Raw genomic sequence first — 19,307 nt, forward strand, 5'->3', positions numbered from 1 at the left:
GAGTGAAAGCAGCGTGCAATAGGATGACTAAGCTGTCGGGATAAATGCAGCAAGGGAAGTGGGAGTGCCTGACTGGCCAGCCAGCTATCGTGCCTTGCACGCGACGCAGTTGCGGCCGCTCTGTTTGGCCTGATAGAGCATCTGATCGGCGCGCGCGTAGAGGCTCTCCATCTGCTCCCCCTTGCTATTTTCCACCAGCCCGGCGCTGATGGTGATAACCAGCTCATCCCCATCGGCAAGGGGTAACGGGCTTTGCATCACCTGCAGGCGCAGTCGCTCGGCCAGTGATGCGGCGGCCGAGAGGGTGGTGTTGGGCAGCAAGATGGCAAACTCGTCACCGCCGATGCGGGCCAGCACATCTTCGCTGCGCAGCACCGATTGCATCACCCTGCCCAGATGGATCAGCGCCTGATCGCCCAGCGGGTGACCGTAGCGATCGTTGATGCATTTGAACTGATCCACATCCAGCACTATCAGCACCGAGGTGAGCTGGTGGCGCATGTTCATACTCAGGTTCTTTTCGCACACCTCGAAGAAGAAACGGCGGTTATAAAGTCCGGAGAGGCTGTCACGAACCGATTGATATTGCAGTTGTTCCTTGAGCTGGTGCAGCTCGGTGATATCGGAGGAGATACCGATCAGGGTGGGGGTACCATCAGCCAGCTTGAAGGGGACTTTGACAGACCAGTAGTAATGTTGCTTGCCTTCGGTATCGGTCAGTGACTCTTCACCGGCTTGCAGCTCACCCGTTTCGAACACCCGGTTGTCCAGCTGCCACAGCTGGTTGGCTCCGTGTGGGGAGAACAGCTCATTATCGCTGCGGTTGATGATCTGTTCGGCGGGTAAACCGAGCAGGGCACACACCTTCTGATTGACGTAGAGAAAGCGGTGCTGGCTGTCCTTCATATAGATATGGGCATCCACGTTGGCCAGGATGATCTCCAGCAACTGATGCTGCTCGGCCATACGGGCCTCAATCAGCTTGTGTTCCGTGATATCGGTGGAGATGCCGCACAGACCGATCAGCGTGCCATCCCGGTCGTACATCGGCTTTTTCACGCTCCAGTAGACCCGTTTCTCTCCCGTGGGTTTGAGGTAGTTGATCTCCTCCCGGGCGATGGCGACCTGCTGCTCCAGCACCTGACGATCATTTCGTCTCAGATCTTCCGAGAAGTCGAGGTCAAAAAAGGCGCGATCATCCTTGCCTTGCAGTTCGGCCAGGGTACAACCAAAGAGATCCAGCACAGCCTGATTGGCATAGATATAACGGCCATCCAGATCCTTGGTAAAGAGGTAAGCCCCCATCTCGTTAAAGATGGATCTGAGGTGATCCAGCTCGTGCTGCAATCGGGTGGAGAAGGGTTCATCCTTCATGAAGTTGGCCATCCTTGGGTCGCTGTGATTGGTTGGCTGAACACGAGGCCAACGTGCATCAACTGCTTTAAATTAAGCACTCTTCACGGCATATTTCTCATTTATTTCCGCAGGTTCTGCGTTATGTCACATGGTTGTAACCTCTGAGCAAATCAAAGGAAATCAGTTGAGTCCATGGTTGTTGAGATAGCTTGCCACCATGTATCGACCCTCTATCATCGGCTCTCGGCAGAGAAGTTGAACAACAGCTAAATAAACCTCCCCAAGTGGCAAAAAGGGTAACGAACAGGTCTTTAGTCAAACTATTTCCTCGGTGTCCCTGATATCATCTCCAGCAACGCAATATGGAGAGATACGAGATGGTAGTGGCACCGTTTAATTGGAATGACGCAGTTCAGTGGGACGGGCCGGGGGCCATTGCGGGTTGCGAAGAGATCTTGAGTGCCGATCGTCTGGATCGCGCCCGCTATGCCGAGTTTCTGACCAACTACCTCGCCGCCGAAGGCAAGCAACGCAACTATGTGCTCAACCTTAATGCCGAGTGGGGGGCGGGAAAAACCTGGTTTATCAAGCGCTGGTATATGGAGCTGAAAGCGCACTATCCCACCGTCTATATCGATGCCTGGCAGCAGGACTTTTCCGATGATCCTTTATTGACTGTGATTTCATCGATTATCGACCAGTTAAAAATGATTGCGGGAAAAGAAAACCCGATTCCAGAAGGAATGCGTCAGCGGCTGCTTGGATTATTTAAGGTCGGCGGCAAACTGGCGCTGAAAGCGGCAATCAAAAAAGCCGGGTTGGAGGATGAGGATTTTTCTCTGGAAGGGGAGGAAGCCAATCAGCTGGTAGATGCCTTATGCAGTAATCAGAAAGAGCGTTATGAATCTATCCAATATCTTAAAAATGAGATCCGGCAATGGGTTGAGGGAGCTGTTGGTTTAAGTGAAGGAGAACTGGACTATCCCGCATTTATTTTGATAGATGAGCTTGATCGTTGTCGTCCTTCCTATGCTGTGGAAATGCTGGAGACTATCAAGCATATTTTTGATATTCCCAGGGTGGTATTTGTGCTGGCAACAGATACCGAGCAGTTGCAGCATTCAGTTAAAGCCATATATGGAGAAGGGTTTAACGCTCAACATTACCTAAGTAGATTTTTTCATAGAAGGTTCATTTTAAACTCAGATTCATTGAAGAATTTTATAGAAAATGAACTTGTATTACTCAGTGTTAATGTGGATGGCATATGGCCATGTTTTAAGAAAAACGCTTCACTAACTGATTTCGTTACGATGATGTTTGAGCATTTCTCGCTAAACCTGAGATTGACTACTCTTGTGTTGGATAGATTAAAAATAGTCTTATTAAGTTATTCAGATGAAAGAGAGTTAAATCTTCCGCTGTTACTTTTCTTGATCTCTTTGAATGAGGTCGATACTAACTTTTACAGTGATGTTGTAAATTTCAGACTTGATGTTGATGAATTTAAACTGAAGATCAACATGTATGGAACCAAATTACATACTTATATAATAACTGACGCTGAGTGTGTTGATGTTGAGCCCGATTATATCTCTAAAGGGGCTACAGATAAAAGATATATCTATGTTGATCACTTTTTGATTAATTCATATCATTGGATGCGCTCTATTAATCATGGGGAGATTGATGTTAGGAAAATCATGGTTGATATTTTGACGGAGGAAGGTGAATATGGTTTTCAAGAAAATGATTGGGTAAGAATGATCTTGTCGGAATTAGAGGATGATATGTCTATATATAGAATTTTAGTTGAGCGTTCTTTTTATCTTAAATGAGTAAAGCCGGGATAACCCGGCTTTATTATCAGTTTATTTATTATGCCGCTTATAAAGCCGCTGAACGACATCCTGTAATCCCAGCCCTTCATTTTGTAGCAGTACGGTCAGGTGGTAGAGCAGATCGGCGGATTCGTTGATGAGCTCCTCTCGATCCTTGGCCATGGCGGCCAGCGCCACTTCGACACCTTCCTCACCTACCTTCTGGGCGATGCGCTTGGTCCCTTTGCCATAGAGGCTGGCGGTGTAGCTGGTGGCCGGATCGGCCCCTTTGCGGGCGGCCAGCACCTGCTCCAGCTCCGCCAGAAAACCGAGGGGCGGCACCGGGTGACCATGGAAGCAGGAGGTCGTCCCTTTGTGGCAGGTGGGGCCGACGGGATTGGCGGCAATCAGCAGGGAGTCCTGATCGCAGTCGGTGCTGATGGCCACAAGGTTAAGCACATTGCCCGAGCTTTCACCCTTGGTCCAGAGCCGCTGCTTGCTGCGGCTAAAGAAGGTGACCTGACCTGTGGTCTGGGTCTTTTCCAGTGCCTCACGGGTCATAAAGCCCTGCATCAGCACCTCGCCGCTGGCGGCATGCTGGACGATGGCGGGGATCATGCCATCGCATTTTTCCCAGTCGAGCTGCTCGGCAAGAGGGCGCGCGCTGGCGGTGGTTTGTGCATTTTCAGAGAAGTTATTCACGGATGGCGACTCCTTCGGTTTTCAGCCAGCGTTTCAGTTCGGGAATGGGGATAAGGCCCTTGTGGAACACAGAGGCGGCCAGCGCCCCGTCCACATCGGCGAGGGTAAAGGCATCGCGAAAGTGTGCCATGGCACCGGCGCCGCCGGAGGCGATCAGCGGCACCTTGCAGACGCTGCGTACCAGCTTGAGCTGCTCGAGATCATAACCTTGGCGCATGCCGTCCTGATTCATCACGTTCAGCACGATTTCGCCCGCGCCGCGCTTTTGCACCTCCTGCACCCAATCGAGGGTGTGCCAGGCGGTAGTGCGGGTGCGACTCTCGTCGCCGGTAAACTGTTTGACCTGATAGTGGCCCGTGTCGGCGTCGAAGTAGGAGTCAATGCCCACCACCACGCACTGTACGCCAAAGCGCTCGGCCAGTCGGCTGATGAGGGTCGGGTCGGCAAGGGCCGGGGAGTTGATGGAGACCTTGTCGGCGCCAAATTCTAGGATCTGGCGGGCATCTTCCACGCTTTTGATGCCACCGGCGACACAGAAGGGGATATCGATCACCTCCGCTACCCGGCTCACCCAGCTCTTGTCCACTACCCGCGCATCGCTGGAGGCGGTGATGTCATAGAACACCAGCTCGTCAGCACCCTCTTCGGCGTAGCGGCGCGCCAGCTCGACAATGCCGCCCATCACCTCGTGGTTGCGAAATTGCACCCCTTTGACCACCATGCCATCTTTCACGTCGAGGCAGGGGATAATGCGTCTTGCCAGCATCAGTTGCCTCCTGTGGTATCAGATGCGGGGGCTTGCCAGCAGGCGATGGCGTCACCCACCGAGAACTTGCCCTCCAGCAGGGCGCGGCCAAGGATGATCCCCTTGACGCCGGAGCCCTTGAGCGCCTCGATATCCGCGATGCCGCCAATGCCGCCGGAGGCCTGAAAGGCGACGCTCGGGTAGCGGGCGCAGAGATCCCGATAGAGCTCGACGTTGGTACCAGCCAGGGTGCCGTCACGGCTGATGTCGGTGCAGAGCACATGCTTGAGCCCGGCGGGGAGGAAGCGCTCGATCAGCGCTTCGATGGTCACCCCGCTGTTCTCCTGCCAGCCTGCCACCGCGATATGGCGATTGCCCTCCCCATCGATATTGACGTCCAGCGCCAGCACGATCTGCTCGGGGCCATATTTCTCCATCCAGCTTGCCACCAGATCCGGGGATTTGACGGCGGTGGAGCCGATCACCACCCGGCTGGCACCGGCGGCCAAGAGGTCTGCCACATCCTGTTCGGTGCGCACGCCACCGCCGACCTGCACCGGTGCTTCGGTGGCCGACAGCAGTTGGGTCAGCAGGGGCAGTTGGCGCGCCTTGGTATCCTTTGCACCGTCCAGATCCACCAGATGGAGCTGCACCGCCCCCTGGGAGACATATTCATCGAAGCGGGCCTGCGGGCTGCTGCTGTATTCGGTCTTCTGGTCGTAGTCCCCCTGATAGAGGCGAACCACCTGACCGTTGATAAGGTCAATTGCGGGAATGATCATTCATAGCTCCAGAAAGTTTTGCAGCAAACGGGCACCGGCTGCGCCTGAGCGCTCCGGGTGAAATTGGGCGCCGAAGAAGTTGCTGTGCGCTGCAACCCCACCGACGATGGCGGTAAACGGCTGGCCGTAGTCGCAGGTTGCCAGCGTCGCTTCGGTCACCTCCAGCGCATAGGAGTGCACGAAGTAGAAGTAGCTGCCGCTCGGGATCCCCTTGAGCAGAGGATGGGTCTCGTCGTGTTCAATCTGGTTCCAGCCCATATGGGGCAGTCGCAGATTACCGACCTCCATCAGGCGGATCTTGCCCGGCACTATGCCAAGACAGTCGATAAGCCGCTCTGATGAGTCATCCGTACCCATGCTCTCTTCGGAGGCCTCCGCCAACATCTGCATACCGAGGCAAAAGCCCAGCAGCGGCTGTTTGGCGGCGCGAATAAGGGGCACCAGCCCGCGCTCGTTGAGGTTCTTCATGGCGGCCACCGCGGTGCCGACACCGGGCAGGATCAGTTTGTCCGCCTGCTCGATATCGGCGGCCAGGCTGGAGACCAGCGGCTGCACGCCGAGGCGCTCGAATGCCATGCGCACCGAGGCCAGATTGGCACAGCCGGTGTCGATAATGACCAGCTTCTGCTTGCTCACATCCATCACAGCACTCCCTTGCTGGAGGGAAGCTCGCTCCCTTCCACCCGAATGGCCTGACGCAGGGCGCGGCCAAAGCCTTTGAACAGCGCCTCCACCTGATGGTGGGTGTTGCCGCTGCCCACTTTCATCTGCAAGGTGATTGCCATGGCGTCGGAGAGGGAGCGGAAGAAGTGGGGCACCATCTCGGTGGCCATCTCGCCCACGTTGTCGCGGCCAAAGCCGCTCGGGCAGTCAAACACGAAGTAGGGGCGACCGCTGAGATCCAGCGCGGTACTCACCTCCTGCTCGGTCAGCGGACGCGCATCGATCACCGCCTGCACCTCGTCCATCGCCAGCACGAAGCCGAAGCGGCCGATACCGCGCTTGTTGCCAAGGGCCTGACGCAGTGCTTGACCCAGCGCCAGCCCCACATCTTCCACCGTGTGGTGATCGTCGATATGCAGATCGCCGCTGACGTTCAGCTTGAGCTGGAAACCGGCGTGGGTGGCGATCTGATCCAGCATGTGATCAAAGAAGCCGATGCCGGTGGCGATCTGGTTGCCGCCGCTCTTGTTTGTGGCGGAAGGGTCCAAATCCACTGCCACCTGGATGCGGGTCTCCTTGGTATAGCGTTCCACCGAGGCTACGCGGCCCTTGGATAACAGCTGATCACGGATGGCGAGCCAGTTGTGATCCTGCGGGTGGTAGCGAATACCGCCAATGCCCATATTCTCGGCGAGTTGCAGATCGGTCTGGCGATCGCCAATCACGAAGGAGTTGGCAAAGTCGATGCGACCGGAGGCGAGATACTCTTTCACCAGCCCGAGGTGGGGCTTGCGGCAGCTGCAACCGTCGGTGGGGAAGTGGGGGCAGATCAGCACCTGCTCCCACTTCACCCCTTGCGATTCAAACAGATGCATCATCAGGTCGTGGGGAGGCTGGAAGTTCTCCAGCGGCAGGCTGGCGGTGCCCAGCCCATCCTGATTGGTCACCATCACCAGCACGTAACCGGCGGCCTGCAACTCGCGCAGCACCGGAATGACCATGGGTTCGAAGCGCAGCTTGGCGAGGCTATCCACCTGCTTGTCGGTCACCGGCTCTTCAATCAGGGTGCCGTCGCGGTCGATAAACAAAAACGGGGTCTTCATCGCTACATCCTTGTCTTAAAAAGAGGGAGAGGGCAGATCACGCAATACCGCCAGCACGGCATCCATCTCGCCCTGATAGCCGATGGTGATGCGAATGCTGTTGTCCAGACCCGGCTTGCTGGAGAAATCCCGCAGAATGATGCCGGCGGCTTTCATGGCGGCAAAGACGGCGGCGCCATCCACAAAGCGCACCAGCACGAAGTTGCCCTTGTCCTCGAATACTTCCTTCACGCAGGCAAGCGTTGTCAGCTCTGCCTTGAAGGCGGCTTTTTGCTTGTTGAGCTCCACCACTCGCTCCTGCATCAGCTCCAGTCCCATGGGGGAGAGGGCCTGCGCCGCGATCTGGGCGATGGGCTCGGGGATGGGATAGGGGGCGATCACCTTGGCCAGCATGGCGATCACCTCGGGGCTTGCCAGCGTAAAGCCGCAGCGGATCCCCGCCAGAGCAAAGGCTTTGGAGAGGGTGCGGGTCACCACTAGATTGGGGCAGCGGGCCAGCAGGTCCACCACGGAGGCCTCGGGGCAGAACTCGATATAGGCCTCGTCCACCACCACGATGGCGCGATCCCGCGCTTTTTCCAGCAGGGCGATGAGGCCGTCGCGACCCACCAGATCCCCGGTGGGGTTGTTGGGGGAGCAGAGAAACACCAGCTTCACGTCACTGAGGCGATCGGCGATGGCGGGCCAGTCCGGTTGGCGGCTGGCGGTCAGCGGCTGTTCGACGATACCTACGCCGCAGGTCTCGGCGCTGATGGCGTACATGCCGTAGGTGGGCGGACAGATGAGGATCTGATCTTCACCCGCTTCGCAAAAGGTGCGGATCAAGAGCTCGATGGCCTCGTCGGCGCCGCGGCTCACCAGCACCTGATCGGGGTTAACCCCGGCATAGGCGGCATAGCCGTTCACCACCTCGGCCGGTTGGCACTCGGGGTAGCGGTTGAGACGGCTCCCCTCGATGGTGAAGGGATAGGCCTGCGGCGCCTCGTTGGCGTTGAGCCAGACGTGGCCCTTGCCGCCGATGCGGCGGGCGGATTGATAAGGGGTGAGGGCCCGCACCACGCGGCGCGCCAGATTGGCAATGCTCATGACAAATCCTTCTGCTGTGCTGTTGGTTGGGGCGCGGTGGCCAAGGCATTCAACCTGAGGGTGACGGCATTTTTGTGGCCATCGAGCCCCTCGGCCTGGGCGATACGCTCGACGATAGGGCCAAGGCCCTGAATACCGCGCTCACTCAGCTCCTGCACCGTGTAGCGGCGCTGATAATCGGCGAGGCCAAGGCTGGAGCAGGTGCGGGCATAGCCGTAGGTAGGCAGAGTGTGGTTGGTGCCGCTGGCGTAATCGCCGACCGACTCGGGGGTCCATGCTCCGAGAAAGATGGAACCGGCGTTCTCGAGTTTATCCAGCAGATCGCGGGGGGCTCGGGTCTGCACGATCAGGTGCTCCGGCGCATAGGCGTTGGAGATGGCACACGCCTCGGCCAGATCGTCACAGAGGATCACCAGACTGCTGCCGAGCGCCTGCGCGGCGATATCGCGGCGGCTCAACTTGGCCAGCTGGCTCTTGATCTCCCCTGCGATGGCATCGGCCAACAGGGGCGAGGTAGTCACCAGCACCACCTGGCTGTCGGGGCCATGCTCGGCCTGGGAGAGCAGATCTGCTGCCACGAAGGCTGGGTTGGCGCTCTCGTCGGCAATCACCAGCACCTCGGAGGGGCCGGCGGGCATGTCGATGGCGGCGCCGCGCCAGTCGCGGGATACCTGTCCCTTGGCTTCGGTCACATAGGCGTTGCCCGGGCCGAAGATCTTGTCCACTTTGGGAATGCTCTCGGTGCCGTAAGCCATCGCCGCGATGGCCTGGGCGCCGCCGATGGCGAACACCTTCTCGACGCCGCAGGCGCGGGCGGCAAACAGGATCTCGTCGCTCGCCGGAGACGGGGTGCAGAGCACCACTTCACGGCAACCGGCTAAGCGTGCCGGAATGGCCAGCATCATCACGGTGGAGGGGAGCGGCGCGCTGCCCCCCGGCACATAGAGGCCGACCCGACTGATGGGCTGGGTGCGCAGCTCGCATACCACCCCGGGCTGGGTTTCTACCCGTACCAATGGCTGCACTTGCGCGGCGTGGAAGGTGCGAATATTGGCAATCGCCGCTTCGATGGCGCTTTTGATGTCGTTATCCAGCCGCGCACAGGCGGCTTCAATCTCTGCCTCGCTAACGCGCAACTGCTCACGGGGGGCGCGCTCGAAGCGCTGGCTCAGCTCGCGCAGGGCCTCATCGCCACGGCTACGCACTGCAGCGATGATGTCCCGTACCACGAGGCCGATATCGGCCTCGTCATTGAGGGCAGGGCGGGTCAGCACATCGGCTTGCTGGGCGGGGGAGAGGGTCTTCCAGATCAGGGTCTGCATGATTTCCCTTCCTTATTCCATCATCTTTTCGATGGGCAGCACCAGAATGGAGCTGGCACCGAGGGCCTTGAGCTGCTCCATGGTCTCCCAGAACAGGGTCTCGCTGGAGACGACGTGCAGCGCCACCTGATTGGTGTCACCGGCCAGCTGCATGATGGTGGGGCGCTCGGCACCCGGCAGCAGATCGGTGATGGCATCGAGCTTGTCTTTGGGGGCGTGCAGCATGATGTATTTGCTCTCGCGGGCCTGCTGCATCCCCTGAATGCGGGGCAGCAGTTTGTCGATGAGCTTCTGCTTGGCATCGGACAAGGGGTTGGGGGCCTGTACCAGCACAGCCTTGGAGCGGTAGATCACCTCCACCTCTTTGAGGCCATTGGCTTCCAGGGTCGCACCGGTGGAGACCAGATCGCAGATGGCATCGGCGAGACCCGCGCGGGGTGCCACTTCCACCGAGCCGCCCAGCATCACGCTCTTGAAGCCGAGACCCTTTTCGTCAAAGAAGCGCTTGAGCAGCCCGGGATAGGAGGTCGCGATGCGTTTGCCGGCAAGGCTAGCTGGCCCTGTATAGTTCACATCTTCCGGCACCGCCAGCGAGAGGCGGCAGCCACCAAAGTCCAGCTGCTTGAGGGTTTTGACCTCGAAGGGTAGTCCCTGTGAAGCGCGAATAAGCTGCACCTCTTCCAGCACGTTCTCGCCGATGATGCCAAGGTCAACCACCCCTTCCATCACCAGACCCGGGATGTCGTCATCGCGCACCCGCAAGATATCGATGGGCATGTTCTCGACATGGGCGATAAGGCGCTGCTCGCGCAGGTTGATTTTCAGGCCGCAGCTCTTGAACAGGGCTTGGGAGTCCTGGCTCAGACGACCGGACTTTTGCATGGCGATACGTAGACGTTGTGTTTCCATTGCTCGATTTCCTTCTAGTCAAAAACGAAAAAACCCTCGGAAGTGGGTGCTTCCGAGGGTTTATGAATCTTGCGGTCCTTTTGGAAGTCACCAGTTAAGTGTCCTCCAGCAGTCAACCTCCTGAAAGACTAGTCGGGATGATGATGGTGGTGATGAGTCTTCAGGGTGGTGAACTTCATGTAATCAATCCTTTACAAAATAAGATGTCGTAATTGACGCCTGATTTAAACTACCTGCCTTGACAGAAAATGCAACCCGAAATTGTGATTTGATCGATTAAAGTGGCGAAAACGGTTTTCTGGTCGATAACTAGACAATAACCCCTGCAGGAGTCGCCATCATGCCCAGCCAGGACCTGTTGTTCCCCATTTTGCCCCGGGCACCTGCCGCGCCCGGTAGCGAAGAGATCAAGCGGGAAGTGAACCAGATCAGCAAGAAACATCAACTGCGCAAGACCGGCACTGACAACAGTGACTCCCAGCAGCGCCAGCAGGCTTATAACACGCCCGCCAAGCGTGATCAGCCAAAGGCGGAGGAGGACGATCACAAGCCGGATCCCGATCACCAGATCGATCTGTTCGTCTAGGCGCAGAATCAGTCCCGCTTTTGCCACACTTTTGGCATAATGGCCGCTTTTGCTGCGGGACGCCCTTTTGACCATCCAGACCCTGTTCAAGCCAGATGGCCCTCTGGCCAGCCATATCGACGGTTTCAAAGCCCGCGCTCCCCAACTGGAGATGGCCGAAGCGGTCGCGCGCGCCATCAAAAGTGGTGGCCGTCTGCTAGTGGAGGCGGGGACAGGTACCGGCAAGACCTACGCCTATCTGGTGCCAGCGCTGGAGTCCGGCAAGCGGGTGGTGATCAGCACCGGCTCCAAGAACCTGCAGGAGCAGCTCTTCTATCGGGATCTCCCGACCATCACAGGGGCGCTCTCCTACACCCCGCCGGTGGCCTTGCTCAAGGGGCGCAGCAACTATCTCTGCATCGAGCGGATGAACCGGCTCTTGAGCGAATCCCATCTGCAAAAGCCTGAGATCCTGAACGATCTGGTGAAGGTCAAATCCTGGTCTACCGCCACCGATAACGGCGATGTGGGGGATATTCCGGGATTGCAGGAGAACGCCGAGATCCTCGCCCACGTCACCAGCACCAACGACAACTGCCTCGGTCGCGACTGCCCCTATTACGACGACTGCCATCTGGTGGTGGCCCGACGCCGAGCCATGGACGCCCAGGTGGTGGTGATCAACCACCACCTCTTCTTCGCCGATATGGCGGTGAAAGACACCGGATTTGGCGAGTTGGTGCCGGAGGCGCAAGTCTATGTGTTTGACGAGGCACACCAGCTGCCGGAGATCGCCACCAACTACTTCGGCAAGTCGGTGGGCAGCCGAACGATTCAGGATTTGGCGCAGGATATCCAGCTTGCCTATCGGGCCGAGGCCCGCGACATGGCCCAGCTTGGCAAGGCGGCAGACCGGCTCGCTATCGCCAGTCAGGATTTACGGCTCGCCTTCGGAGTGGATGGCGGTCGCGGCAATACCCGCGACATGCTGCGCCAGCCGCTCTGGGGTCAGGCCTTGGCTCGTCTCAACGATGCCATCGGGCTCTGCTACGAGGTGCTGAAACTGGCTCTCGGCCGGGGCGAGCAGCTGGATCACGCCTTCGAGCGCATCAGTGAATTGCGCACCCGCTTGGGTGAAGTGCTGGCGGTCAACCAGACCGGTTTCTCCTACTGGTACGACTGCTCGCGGCTTCATTTCACCCTCAATCTGACGCCGCTATCGGTGGCCGAGCGATTCAGTGCCGAGGTGCAAAGACCGGAAGTGGCCTGGGTCTTCACCTCCGCTACCCTGACGGTGGATATGCGGTTTGATCACTTCAAGGCCGAGCTGGGGCTGGCGGGCAGCGCCGAGCTGATCCTCGACAGTCCGTTCGACTATGGCGAGCAGGCGCGGCTCTGTGTGCCCCGCTATCTGCCGGAGCCCAACGCCTTTGGCCGTGGCGAGCAGCTGGCCAATCTGATGATCCCGCTGATCAACAAGACACCGGGCGGCTGCTTCTTCCTCTGCACCAGCCATCAGGTGATGCGTCAGGTGGCTGAGGTGCTGCGCCGGGAGATTGGCCGCACCGTCTTGTTGCAGGGGGAGGACAACAAGCAGCGGCTGCTCAAGGAGTTTGTCGAGAATGGCCGTGCCGTGCTGGTGGCGACCAGCAGTTTCTGGGAGGGGATCGACGTGCGAGGGGCGGCGTTGTCGTGTGTTATCATCGACAAGCTGCCGTTTGCCAGCCCCGATGATCCGCTGCTCAAGGCGCGGGTGGATGATTGCAAGCTCAAGGGGGGCGATCCCTTCGCCGAGCTGCAGTTGCCCAAGGCGGTGATTGCCCTCAAGCAGGGGGTGGGGCGGCTTATTCGTGATCGCACTGATCACGGGGTGCTGGTGATCTGTGATCCCCGAATGGTCAACAAACCTTACGGCGCCACCTTTATCAAGAGTCTGCCCGCCATCCCCCGTACCCGGGAGTTGGGAACGTTGGGGAGCTTTTTCGATCGCACTGAACGCGGTGAATAATAAGTGTGCCGCCAGATAACAGATTTAAACAACGGGTGAGCATATCTCGCTTGCCGGTTATGTAATTGACTGATTTTATAGAGATTGGAAAGCATGAACGAGTTGAAGATCCTGGCCGTTGATACCGCTACCGAAGCCTGCTCCGCCGCCTTGCTGGTGGGTGACAAGCTGTTCTCCCGCTGGGAGGAGGCGCCACGGGATCACACCCGAAAAATCCTGCCCATGGTTCAGGCTGTGTTAGAGGATGCCGGGATAAGTTTGAGTGACCTCGATGCCATCGCGTTCGGCCGCGGCCCGGGCTCCTTTACCGGCGTGCGGATCGGCATCAGTGTGGCGCAAGGTCTGGCGTTTGGTGCAGGTGTGCCGCTGATTGGCATCTCGACCTTGGCCGCCATGGCGCAAGGCGCCTATCGACTGGATGGCGCCGAGCAGGTGCTGACCGCCATCGATGCGCGGATGAACGAGGTCTATTTCGGCCGCTATGAGCTGATTGATGGCCGCATGCAGCTGGTGGGGGACGAGGTGGTGAGCGAGCCCGCGGCACTGGTTGACGTCCGTGGCAAGCTGGCGGGCCCAGTGACCTGCGTCGGCACTGGTTTTGAGACCTATGGCGAGACCCTGAGTGGTCTGGCCGATGAGCTGGAGGTGAGCCAGGTGCGTTTCCCGGCGGCAGAAGATATGTTGCCGCTGGCCCGCGCCGCCTGGCTGGCGGGGGAGGCGGTGCCGGTGGAGCAGGCGACGCCGGTCTATTTGCGTGACAAGGTGACCTGGAAAAAACTGCCGGGTCGCGAATAAGGGCAGGAGCGCTGATTTCATGTCGCTCTTGCCGCTCATCAGCTGTAACACGAGCGGATGGCCCCTACGGGCCACGCCGGCAACGGGAGAGTGACATGATGTGTAAGTCCAGAAGCGACATGCTGAAACGCGGGATGGTGGTCGGGGCGCTGGCCCTGCTGCTCGGGGCCTGCAGCTCGGTTCCTAAAGAGCTGGCCTATGAGCCCGAAAACCAGCTGGTGGCCTATCAACCCGCCCTTGGCGGAATGGAGGGCAAACCGGCCCGCTGGAGCGGCGTTATCTCGGCGGTGCACAACAAGGCGGATCAGAGCGTCATTGAAGTGGTCTATTTGCCGCTCAAGTCCAACGGCGTGCCGGAGCAGACCGAGCAGAGCCCGGGCCGTTTTCTGGCCATCATGAAGGGCTTTGTCGACCCGACCCTCTATGCCAAGGGGCGCAGTCTGACGGTGCTTGGCACCATAGGCAAACCGGTTGATAGCCAGATTGGCGAGCACAAGTACCGCTTCTCTGTGCTCAATGTGACGGGCAGCAAGCTGTGGCCGCCAGTCAAGGAGGTGGAGGTACGTTATATGGACCCCTACTTCTACGACCCCTTCTATGATCCCTTCTGGCCGAGACGGCCGCTGCGTCGCTAAGGCTTGCCATGATCAACAGCATCAAAAGCACTCTGCACGAACGTCTGCTGACCTTGGCAGATGGGCGGCGGGTAGCCCTGCTGGATAACCAGTCTGCGGAGCATGATCAGCAGGGCAAACCTCTGCTGATCGCCCTGCATGGCTGGCTCGACAATAGCGCCAGCTTCTTGCCGCTGGCGCCGCATCTGGGAGATTTTCACCTCATCTGTGTCGATCTGCCGGGGCACGGTCACTCCGATCACAAGACCACCCCTTATGTCTTTGTCGACTGGCTGGACGATCTCTACCAGATCGTGCAGGCGGCGGGCTGGTCACGCTTCACTCTGCTCGGTCACTCCCTCGGGGCGTTGATCGCCTCGGCCTATGCCGGGGTGTTTCCCGAACAGGTGGAGCGGTTGATCATGCTGGAGGGGCTGGGCCCGCTCAGTCAGCCCGATGAGGAGGTACCTGCCCAGCTGCGACGTGCGATTTTAAACCGCAGTCGCACCCGGGAGCGCAGTGCCAACGGCTTTGCTTCCATCGATGAGGCTGTCGCCGCCCGTTGCAAAGTGGCGGATATCACGCCGCAGGCGGCGCGCCTTATCTGTGAACGGCAGCTTGAAGAGCGGGCAGGGCGCTGGTACTGGCGCAGCGACCCCCGCTTGCGGGATCTGTCACCCCTGAGAATGAGCGAAGGACAGGCTCGTGCATTGATGGTGGCTATCCGTTGTCCGGTGCTGTTGATTCAGGGGGAGCAGGGCTTTGCTGCGCTTGAAGCCCAATGGCAGGCCCGTCAGGATGCCTTCCAGCAGATCGAGCGGGTCATATTGGGTGGAAACCACCATTTTCATATGGAAAATTCGGTTGATACGGCCGTTTGTATCGTAAAGTTTTGTCAAGTTCGGTAGAATCGCCAGCTTTCAATAATTCCAGGTTTGTTTTCTCCCTCACATTTTTCTGTTGTTAATTTGCTGTTAATTGATGTTGCGCTGTGTAAATATGTGCGGCATTAGAGCATCAGCTTAAAACAACCGATTAAAATGGATGTGAACCGGGACGGAGGCAACACAGTGAGCGCACAGGTGCTAGTTATGCAGGAGAAGTTTGTGGAAAAAGTCTGGCTGAAACGTTATCCGGAAGGGGTCCCCGCCGAGATCAATCCAGACCAATACAGCTCCCTGGTCGAGATGTTCGAGTCCTCGGTAACCCAGTTTGCCGATCAGCCTGCCTTCGTCAACATGGGCCAAACCATCACCTACCGCCGGCTGGAAGAGCAGTCCCGCGCCTTTGCTGCCTACCTGCAAAACGAGCTGAAGCTGGAGAAAGGGGATCGGGTTGCGGTGATGATGCCCAACCTGCTGCAATATCCCATCGCCGTGTTCGGCATCCTGCGCGCCGGCATGATAGTGGTCAACGTCAACCCGCTCTATACCCCGCGCGAGCTGGAGCACCAGCTCAAAGATTCCGGTGCCAAAGCCATCGTCATCGTCTCCAACTTCGCCCATACCCTGGAAAAAGTGGTCTACGACACCCCGATCAAGCACGTTATCCTGACCCGGATGGGGGACAACCTGGGGCTGGCCAAGGGCACCCTGGTCAACTTCGTGGTCAAGTACGTCAAGAAGCTGGTGCCGAAATACAATCTGCCCCACGCTACCACCATGCGTCAGGCCCTCTCCAAGGGGCGTTTCCTGCAGTACATCAAGCCGGAGATCACCAACGACGATCTCGCCTTCCTGCAGTACACCGGTGGCACCACCGGCCTCTCCAAAGGGGCCATGCTGACTCATCGTAACATGATTGCCAACGTCGAGCAGTGCCTCGGTGTCTACGGCCCCATGCTGGAACGTGGCAAGGAGTTTGTGGTTACCGCATTGCCCCTCTATCACGTCTTCGCCCTGACCGTGAACTGCCTGCTCTTTATGCGTATCGGCGGTTACAACCTGCTGATCAGCAACCCGCGCGACATCCCGGGCTTTGTCAAAGAGATCAAGAAGTACCCCTTCACCTGCATTACTGGGGTTAACACCCTGTTCAATGCGTTGGTCAACAACGAAGAGTTTCAGGGCATCGCCTTTGACAAGCTCAAGCTGACCATCGGCGGTGGCATGGCGGTGCAGCGCGCGGTTGCGGAGAAGTGGAAGACGCTGACCGATACCCCGTTGCTGGAAGGCTATGGCTTGACCGAGTGCTCACCGCTGGTGAGCGTCTGCCCCTACGATCTGACCGACTACAACGGCTCCATTGGTCTGCCGGTCTGCTCTACCGAGATCCGGCTGGTGGATGACAACGGTCAGGTGATCCACGCCCTCGGCACCCCGGGCGAAATGCAGGTGCGCGGCCCGCAGGTGATGGTGGGCTACTGGCAGCGCCCGGAGGCGACCGCCGAAGTGATGCAGGATGGCTGGCTCTGTACCGGTGATATCGCCGTCTGCGACGAGCAGGGCTTCTTCAAGATCGTTGACCGCAAGAAGGACATGATCCTGGTCTCCGGTTTCAATGTCTACCCGAACGAGATCGAAGATGTCGTTGCCCTGCACCCGAAAGTGCTGGAAGTGGCCGCTGTCGGCGTGCCGCACAAGGTCTCCGGCGAGCTGGTGAAGATCTTTGTGGTCAAGAAAGATGCAAAATTGCAGGAGGACGAGATTATTGCCCACTGCCGTAAACATCTGACTGCCTATAAGGTGCCGAAACTGGTAGAATTTCGTGACGAACTTCCCAAGACCAATGTGGGCAAGATCCTGCGCCGCGTACTGCGCGACGAGGAGATTGCCAAGCAATAACCGGACTGTGGCTGCAGAAGCCTCTGCAAACCAGCACCGTCGTTATGCAAAACCGTGGGTCATCCCACGGTTTTTTCTTTTTGGCCCTGATCAACCGCGCAGGCACAGATGCACTATCAACTTATCACTCAGCAAGACGAACTTGAGCAGTATCTCGCTTCTCTGGCCGACGTTCCCCTGGCTATCGATACTGAATTCGTTCGCACCCGTACCTACTATCCCCAGCTTGGCCTGTTCCAGATCTATGACGGCGAGCATCTGGCGCTGCTGGATCCGCTTACCCTGGATCTCTCCGCCCTCTGGCAACGACTGGGCAGGGAAGGGCAGATCGCCATCCTGCACGCCTCTGGCGAAGATCTGGAGCTTATCCAGCATCAGGCTGGCCACCTGCCCAACCAGATGCACGACACCCAGCTTGCTACCGCCTTTCTCGGTTACGGCGTTTCGGTCGGCTTTGGTGCGCTGGTGAATGAATTCCTCGGGGTCGAGCTGGAAAAAGATCAGGCGCGCACCGACTGGCTGGCACGCCCGCTTACACCGCGTCAGCTCGAATACGCGGCGGCGGATGTCTTCTACCTGATGCCGCTCTACGAGAAGGTGATGGCCAAACTGCGGGAAAGCGGCAAGTTTGCCTGGTTCGAGCAGGAGTGCCAGAACCACTCCGCCCGCAAGACCCAGGGTAGCGATCCCCGTCAGGCATATCTTGACATCGTCAACGCCTGGCAACTGGGTCGCCGCGAGCTCGCCATTCTGCGCGAGCTGGCCGCCTGGCGCCAGCAAGAGGCGGTGCGCCGGGATCTGGCCCTCAATTTTGTGGTGAAAGAGCTGCACCTGTTCAAGGTGGCGGAGCGTCGTCCTGCCTCCCTGCGGGATCTCAACGAGCTCGGCCTCTCGCCCATCGAGATCAAGATCCACGGCAAGCGGATGCTCGATATTGTCGCCAAGGCGCAGCAGAGCGATCCTGACAGCTGGCCCGAGCCCATTCGCCGGCTCGTGGACTTTCCCCAGTACAAGGCCGAGCTCAAGCGCATCAAGGCCATGGTGGAAGAGAAGGCCAAGGCGAGCAATATTCCGCCCGAGCTGATTGCCAGCAAGAAGATCATTCACCAGTACTTCACCTGGAGCTGGCGGATGAACGACGAAGAGCGGGCTCGCAGCGACAAGCCGATGCTGCTGCAAGGGTGGCGCCATGAGCTGGTCGGTCACCTTTTGGAACAATAAGTGCACTGATTGTTGCACCTATGAATCAATCCTCACCCTCGGGTGGGGATTTTTTATTGGACGACATTCAGAGAGAGGCAATGATGGGGTGGCCGATCTGGCCATGCGATCAATTTGGCTGGTGCTAGAGATGGGAAGAGTGAAAAAGGCAGCGGAACACCGCTGCCTTTTTTGATCACCAGAGAGGCTGGGTCAGGTAGGGGTTGCTCGCCTTCTCGCGGCCGAAGGTTGAGCTGGGGCCATGGCCCGGGATAAAGACGATCTCATCGCCAAGGGGCAGCAGGGTCTCGGTGATCGACTTAATCAGCGTCCCGTGATCGCCACGGGGGAAGTCGGTGCGGCCGATGCTGCCGGCAAACAGCACATCGCCAACCCAGGCGAGCTGCTCGGCTTGGGAGAGCAGCACGATATGGCCCGGGGTGTGGCCGGGGCAGAAGTAAACGTCCAGCTCGCACTGGCCAAGCTGCACCTTGTCACCCTGCTCAAGCCAGCGATCCGGTGTGAACGCGGGGGTATGGGCGAAGCCGAACATCTGGCTCTGCTGGGGCAGCATGTCGAGCCAGAAGGCGTCCTCCTTGTGGGGGCCGGTGATGGCGACGCCGGTTTTTTCCCGCAGCTCGGCGGCGGCACCCACATGATCCAGATGACCGTGAGTGAGCAGGATGTGGGTCAGGGTCAGGCCACGCTTGGCGATGGCCGCCAGCAGTTTGTCCGCTTCGCCGCCCGGATCGATCAGGGCCGCCTGATGGGTCTCGTCACACCAGATGAGGGAGCAGTTCTGGGCGAACTGGGTGACCGGGATCACCTCGAATTTCAACATAGAGTTCCTCTCT

At 58.5% G+C, this 19,307-nt stretch carries 18 protein-coding genes and 1 other annotated feature; of the genes, 8 read left to right on the forward strand and 10 right to left on the reverse strand.

All coding sequences use genetic code 11. The annotated features are described in order from the left end of the window. Positions 1-84: 84 nt before the first annotated feature. Positions 85-1,374, reverse strand: coding sequence for a sensor domain-containing diguanylate cyclase (locus G5332_RS01700; RefSeq protein ID WP_421311060.1), 1,290 nt, complete (start codon positions 1,372-1,374; stop codon positions 85-87). Between the two features lie 359 nt (positions 1,375-1,733). Here G5332_RS01700 and G5332_RS01705 point away from each other — a divergent pair, with 359 nt between their 5' ends. Then, on the forward strand, positions 1,734-3,194 hold the full coding sequence (locus G5332_RS01705) for a KAP family P-loop NTPase fold protein (protein ID WP_421311061.1): 1,461 nt from the start codon (positions 1,734-1,736) through the stop codon (positions 3,192-3,194). A gap of 33 nt (positions 3,195-3,227) precedes the next feature. Here the strand turns inward: G5332_RS01705 and hisIE are convergent, their stop codons facing one another. The 8 genes from hisIE to hisG are packed head-to-tail and all read right to left on the reverse strand — an operon-like array spanning position 3,228 to position 10,488. Next, the gene (gene hisIE / locus G5332_RS01710) at positions 3,228-3,878 is read right to left on the reverse strand and encodes a bifunctional phosphoribosyl-AMP cyclohydrolase/phosphoribosyl-ATP diphosphatase HisIE (RefSeq protein WP_338454710.1); all 651 of its coding nucleotides are present in this window, start codon (positions 3,876-3,878) and stop codon (positions 3,228-3,230) included. Beyond that, a complete protein-coding gene (hisF, locus tag G5332_RS01715; protein WP_421311062.1) occupies positions 3,871-4,644 on the reverse strand; it encodes an imidazole glycerol phosphate synthase subunit HisF in 774 nt (257 codons plus the stop codon). The genes hisIE and hisF overlap by 8 nt, the downstream gene beginning before the upstream one ends. Further along, positions 4,644-5,405, reverse strand: coding sequence for a 1-(5-phosphoribosyl)-5-[(5-phosphoribosylamino)methylideneamino]imidazole-4-carboxamide isomerase (hisA, locus tag G5332_RS01720; RefSeq protein WP_421311063.1), 762 nt, complete (start codon positions 5,403-5,405; stop codon positions 4,644-4,646). Before hisA ends, hisF begins: the two co-directional genes overlap by 1 nt. Continuing rightward, positions 5,406-6,047: an imidazole glycerol phosphate synthase subunit HisH gene (gene hisH, locus G5332_RS01725; RefSeq protein ID WP_421311064.1), complete on the reverse strand. Its 642-nt coding sequence runs from the start codon at positions 6,045-6,047 to the stop codon at positions 5,406-5,408. Then, complete coding sequence (gene hisB, locus G5332_RS01730) at positions 6,047-7,171, reverse strand: bifunctional histidinol-phosphatase/imidazoleglycerol-phosphate dehydratase HisB (RefSeq protein WP_421259773.1); 1,125 nt, start codon at positions 7,169-7,171, stop codon at positions 6,047-6,049. The genes hisH and hisB overlap by 1 nt, the downstream gene beginning before the upstream one ends. A gap of 15 nt (positions 7,172-7,186) precedes the next feature. Next, positions 7,187-8,257: a histidinol-phosphate transaminase gene (gene hisC / locus G5332_RS01735; RefSeq protein ID WP_421311065.1), complete on the reverse strand. Its 1,071-nt coding sequence runs from the start codon at positions 8,255-8,257 to the stop codon at positions 7,187-7,189. Further along, positions 8,254-9,579 carry a histidinol dehydrogenase gene (hisD, locus tag G5332_RS01740; RefSeq protein WP_421221701.1) on the reverse strand — a complete coding sequence of 442 codons (1,326 nt, stop codon included), beginning with the start codon at positions 9,577-9,579 and terminating at the stop codon, positions 8,254-8,256. The genes hisC and hisD overlap by 4 nt, the downstream gene beginning before the upstream one ends. Positions 9,580-9,591: 12 nt before the next feature. Continuing rightward, the gene (hisG, locus tag G5332_RS01745) at positions 9,592-10,488 is read right to left on the reverse strand and encodes an ATP phosphoribosyltransferase (protein WP_005345626.1); all 897 of its coding nucleotides are present in this window, start codon (positions 10,486-10,488) and stop codon (positions 9,592-9,594) included. A gap of 28 nt (positions 10,489-10,516) precedes the next feature. Then, positions 10,517-10,641 (reverse strand) — a sequence feature (His leader region). A 187-nt stretch (positions 10,642-10,828) separates the two neighbouring features. Between hisG and G5332_RS01750 the strand changes: the two genes are divergently transcribed. From G5332_RS01750 to rnd, 7 genes are all read left to right on the forward strand, one after another. Then, positions 10,829-11,074, forward strand: coding sequence for a hypothetical protein (locus G5332_RS01750; RefSeq protein ID WP_139408228.1), 246 nt, complete (start codon positions 10,829-10,831; stop codon positions 11,072-11,074). 67 nt (positions 11,075-11,141) lie between these two features. Continuing rightward, complete coding sequence (locus G5332_RS01755; RefSeq protein WP_421249787.1) at positions 11,142-13,061, forward strand: ATP-dependent DNA helicase; 1,920 nt, start codon at positions 11,142-11,144, stop codon at positions 13,059-13,061. Between the two features lie 93 nt (positions 13,062-13,154). Then, the gene (gene tsaB, locus G5332_RS01760; protein ID WP_338454717.1) at positions 13,155-13,856 is read left to right on the forward strand and encodes a tRNA (adenosine(37)-N6)-threonylcarbamoyltransferase complex dimerization subunit type 1 TsaB; all 702 of its coding nucleotides are present in this window, start codon (positions 13,155-13,157) and stop codon (positions 13,854-13,856) included. A gap of 119 nt (positions 13,857-13,975) precedes the next feature. Next, positions 13,976-14,491 (forward strand): Slp family lipoprotein, encoded by a 516-nt coding sequence (locus G5332_RS01765; RefSeq protein WP_265783369.1) that lies wholly within the window; start codon positions 13,976-13,978, stop codon positions 14,489-14,491. A gap of 8 nt (positions 14,492-14,499) precedes the next feature. Next, positions 14,500-15,378 (forward strand): alpha/beta fold hydrolase, encoded by an 879-nt coding sequence (locus tag G5332_RS01770; protein ID WP_265783315.1) that lies wholly within the window; start codon positions 14,500-14,502, stop codon positions 15,376-15,378. Positions 15,379-15,576: 198 nt separating this feature from the next. Continuing rightward, on the forward strand, positions 15,577-17,253 hold the full coding sequence (fadD, locus tag G5332_RS01775; protein WP_085942148.1) for a long-chain-fatty-acid--CoA ligase FadD: 1,677 nt from the start codon (positions 15,577-15,579) through the stop codon (positions 17,251-17,253). Positions 17,254-17,361: 108 nt separating this feature from the next. Beyond that, the gene (rnd, locus tag G5332_RS01780; RefSeq protein ID WP_421249788.1) at positions 17,362-18,474 is read left to right on the forward strand and encodes a ribonuclease D; all 1,113 of its coding nucleotides are present in this window, start codon (positions 17,362-17,364) and stop codon (positions 18,472-18,474) included. Between the two features lie 175 nt (positions 18,475-18,649). Here rnd and G5332_RS01785 read toward each other — a convergent pair whose 3' ends face one another. After that, the gene (locus tag G5332_RS01785; RefSeq protein ID WP_408841525.1) at positions 18,650-19,294 is read right to left on the reverse strand and encodes an MBL fold metallo-hydrolase; all 645 of its coding nucleotides are present in this window, start codon (positions 19,292-19,294) and stop codon (positions 18,650-18,652) included. Between the last annotated feature and the right edge of the window lie 13 nt (positions 19,295-19,307).

The organism is Aeromonas sp. 603757 (assembly GCF_049171255.1).
In the GTDB taxonomy this organism is placed as follows: Bacteria; Pseudomonadota; Gammaproteobacteria; order Enterobacterales; family Aeromonadaceae; genus Aeromonas; species Aeromonas veronii_A.

Bases quoted from the DNA above. Each gene is read 5' to 3' on its own strand.
- G5332_RS01700 (WP_421311060.1), bottom strand. From the start codon at position 1,374: ATGAAGGATGAACCCTTCTCCACCCGATTGCAGCACGAGCTGGATCAC.
- G5332_RS01705 (WP_421311061.1), top strand. From the start codon at position 1,734: ATGGTAGTGGCACCGTTTAATTGGAATGACGCAGTTCAGTGGGACGGG.
- hisF (WP_421311062.1), bottom strand. From the start codon at position 4,644: ATGCTGGCAAGACGCATTATCCCCTGCCTCGACGTGAAAGATGGCATG.
- hisA (WP_421311063.1), bottom strand. From the start codon at position 5,405: ATGATCATTCCCGCAATTGACCTTATCAACGGTCAGGTGGTTCGCCTC.
- hisH (WP_421311064.1), bottom strand. From the start codon at position 6,047: ATGGATGTGAGCAAGCAGAAGCTGGTCATTATCGACACCGGCTGTGCC.
- hisB (WP_421259773.1), bottom strand. From the start codon at position 7,171: ATGAAGACCCCGTTTTTGTTTATCGACCGCGACGGCACCCTGATTGAA.
- hisC (WP_421311065.1), bottom strand. From the start codon at position 8,257: ATGAGCATTGCCAATCTGGCGCGCCGCGTGGTGCGGGCCCTCACCCCT.
- hisD (WP_421221701.1), bottom strand. From the start codon at position 9,579: ATGCAGACCCTGATCTGGAAGACCCTCTCCCCCGCCCAGCAAGCCGAT.
- hisG (WP_005345626.1), bottom strand. From the start codon at position 10,488: ATGGAAACACAACGTCTACGTATCGCCATGCAAAAGTCCGGTCGTCTG.
- G5332_RS01750 (WP_139408228.1), top strand. From the start codon at position 10,829: ATGCCCAGCCAGGACCTGTTGTTCCCCATTTTGCCCCGGGCACCTGCC.
- tsaB (WP_338454717.1), top strand. From the start codon at position 13,155: ATGAACGAGTTGAAGATCCTGGCCGTTGATACCGCTACCGAAGCCTGC.
- G5332_RS01765 (WP_265783369.1), top strand. From the start codon at position 13,976: ATGCTGAAACGCGGGATGGTGGTCGGGGCGCTGGCCCTGCTGCTCGGG.
- G5332_RS01770 (WP_265783315.1), top strand. From the start codon at position 14,500: ATGATCAACAGCATCAAAAGCACTCTGCACGAACGTCTGCTGACCTTG.
- rnd (WP_421249788.1), top strand. From the start codon at position 17,362: ATGCACTATCAACTTATCACTCAGCAAGACGAACTTGAGCAGTATCTC.
- G5332_RS01785 (WP_408841525.1), bottom strand. From the start codon at position 19,294: ATGTTGAAATTCGAGGTGATCCCGGTCACCCAGTTCGCCCAGAACTGC.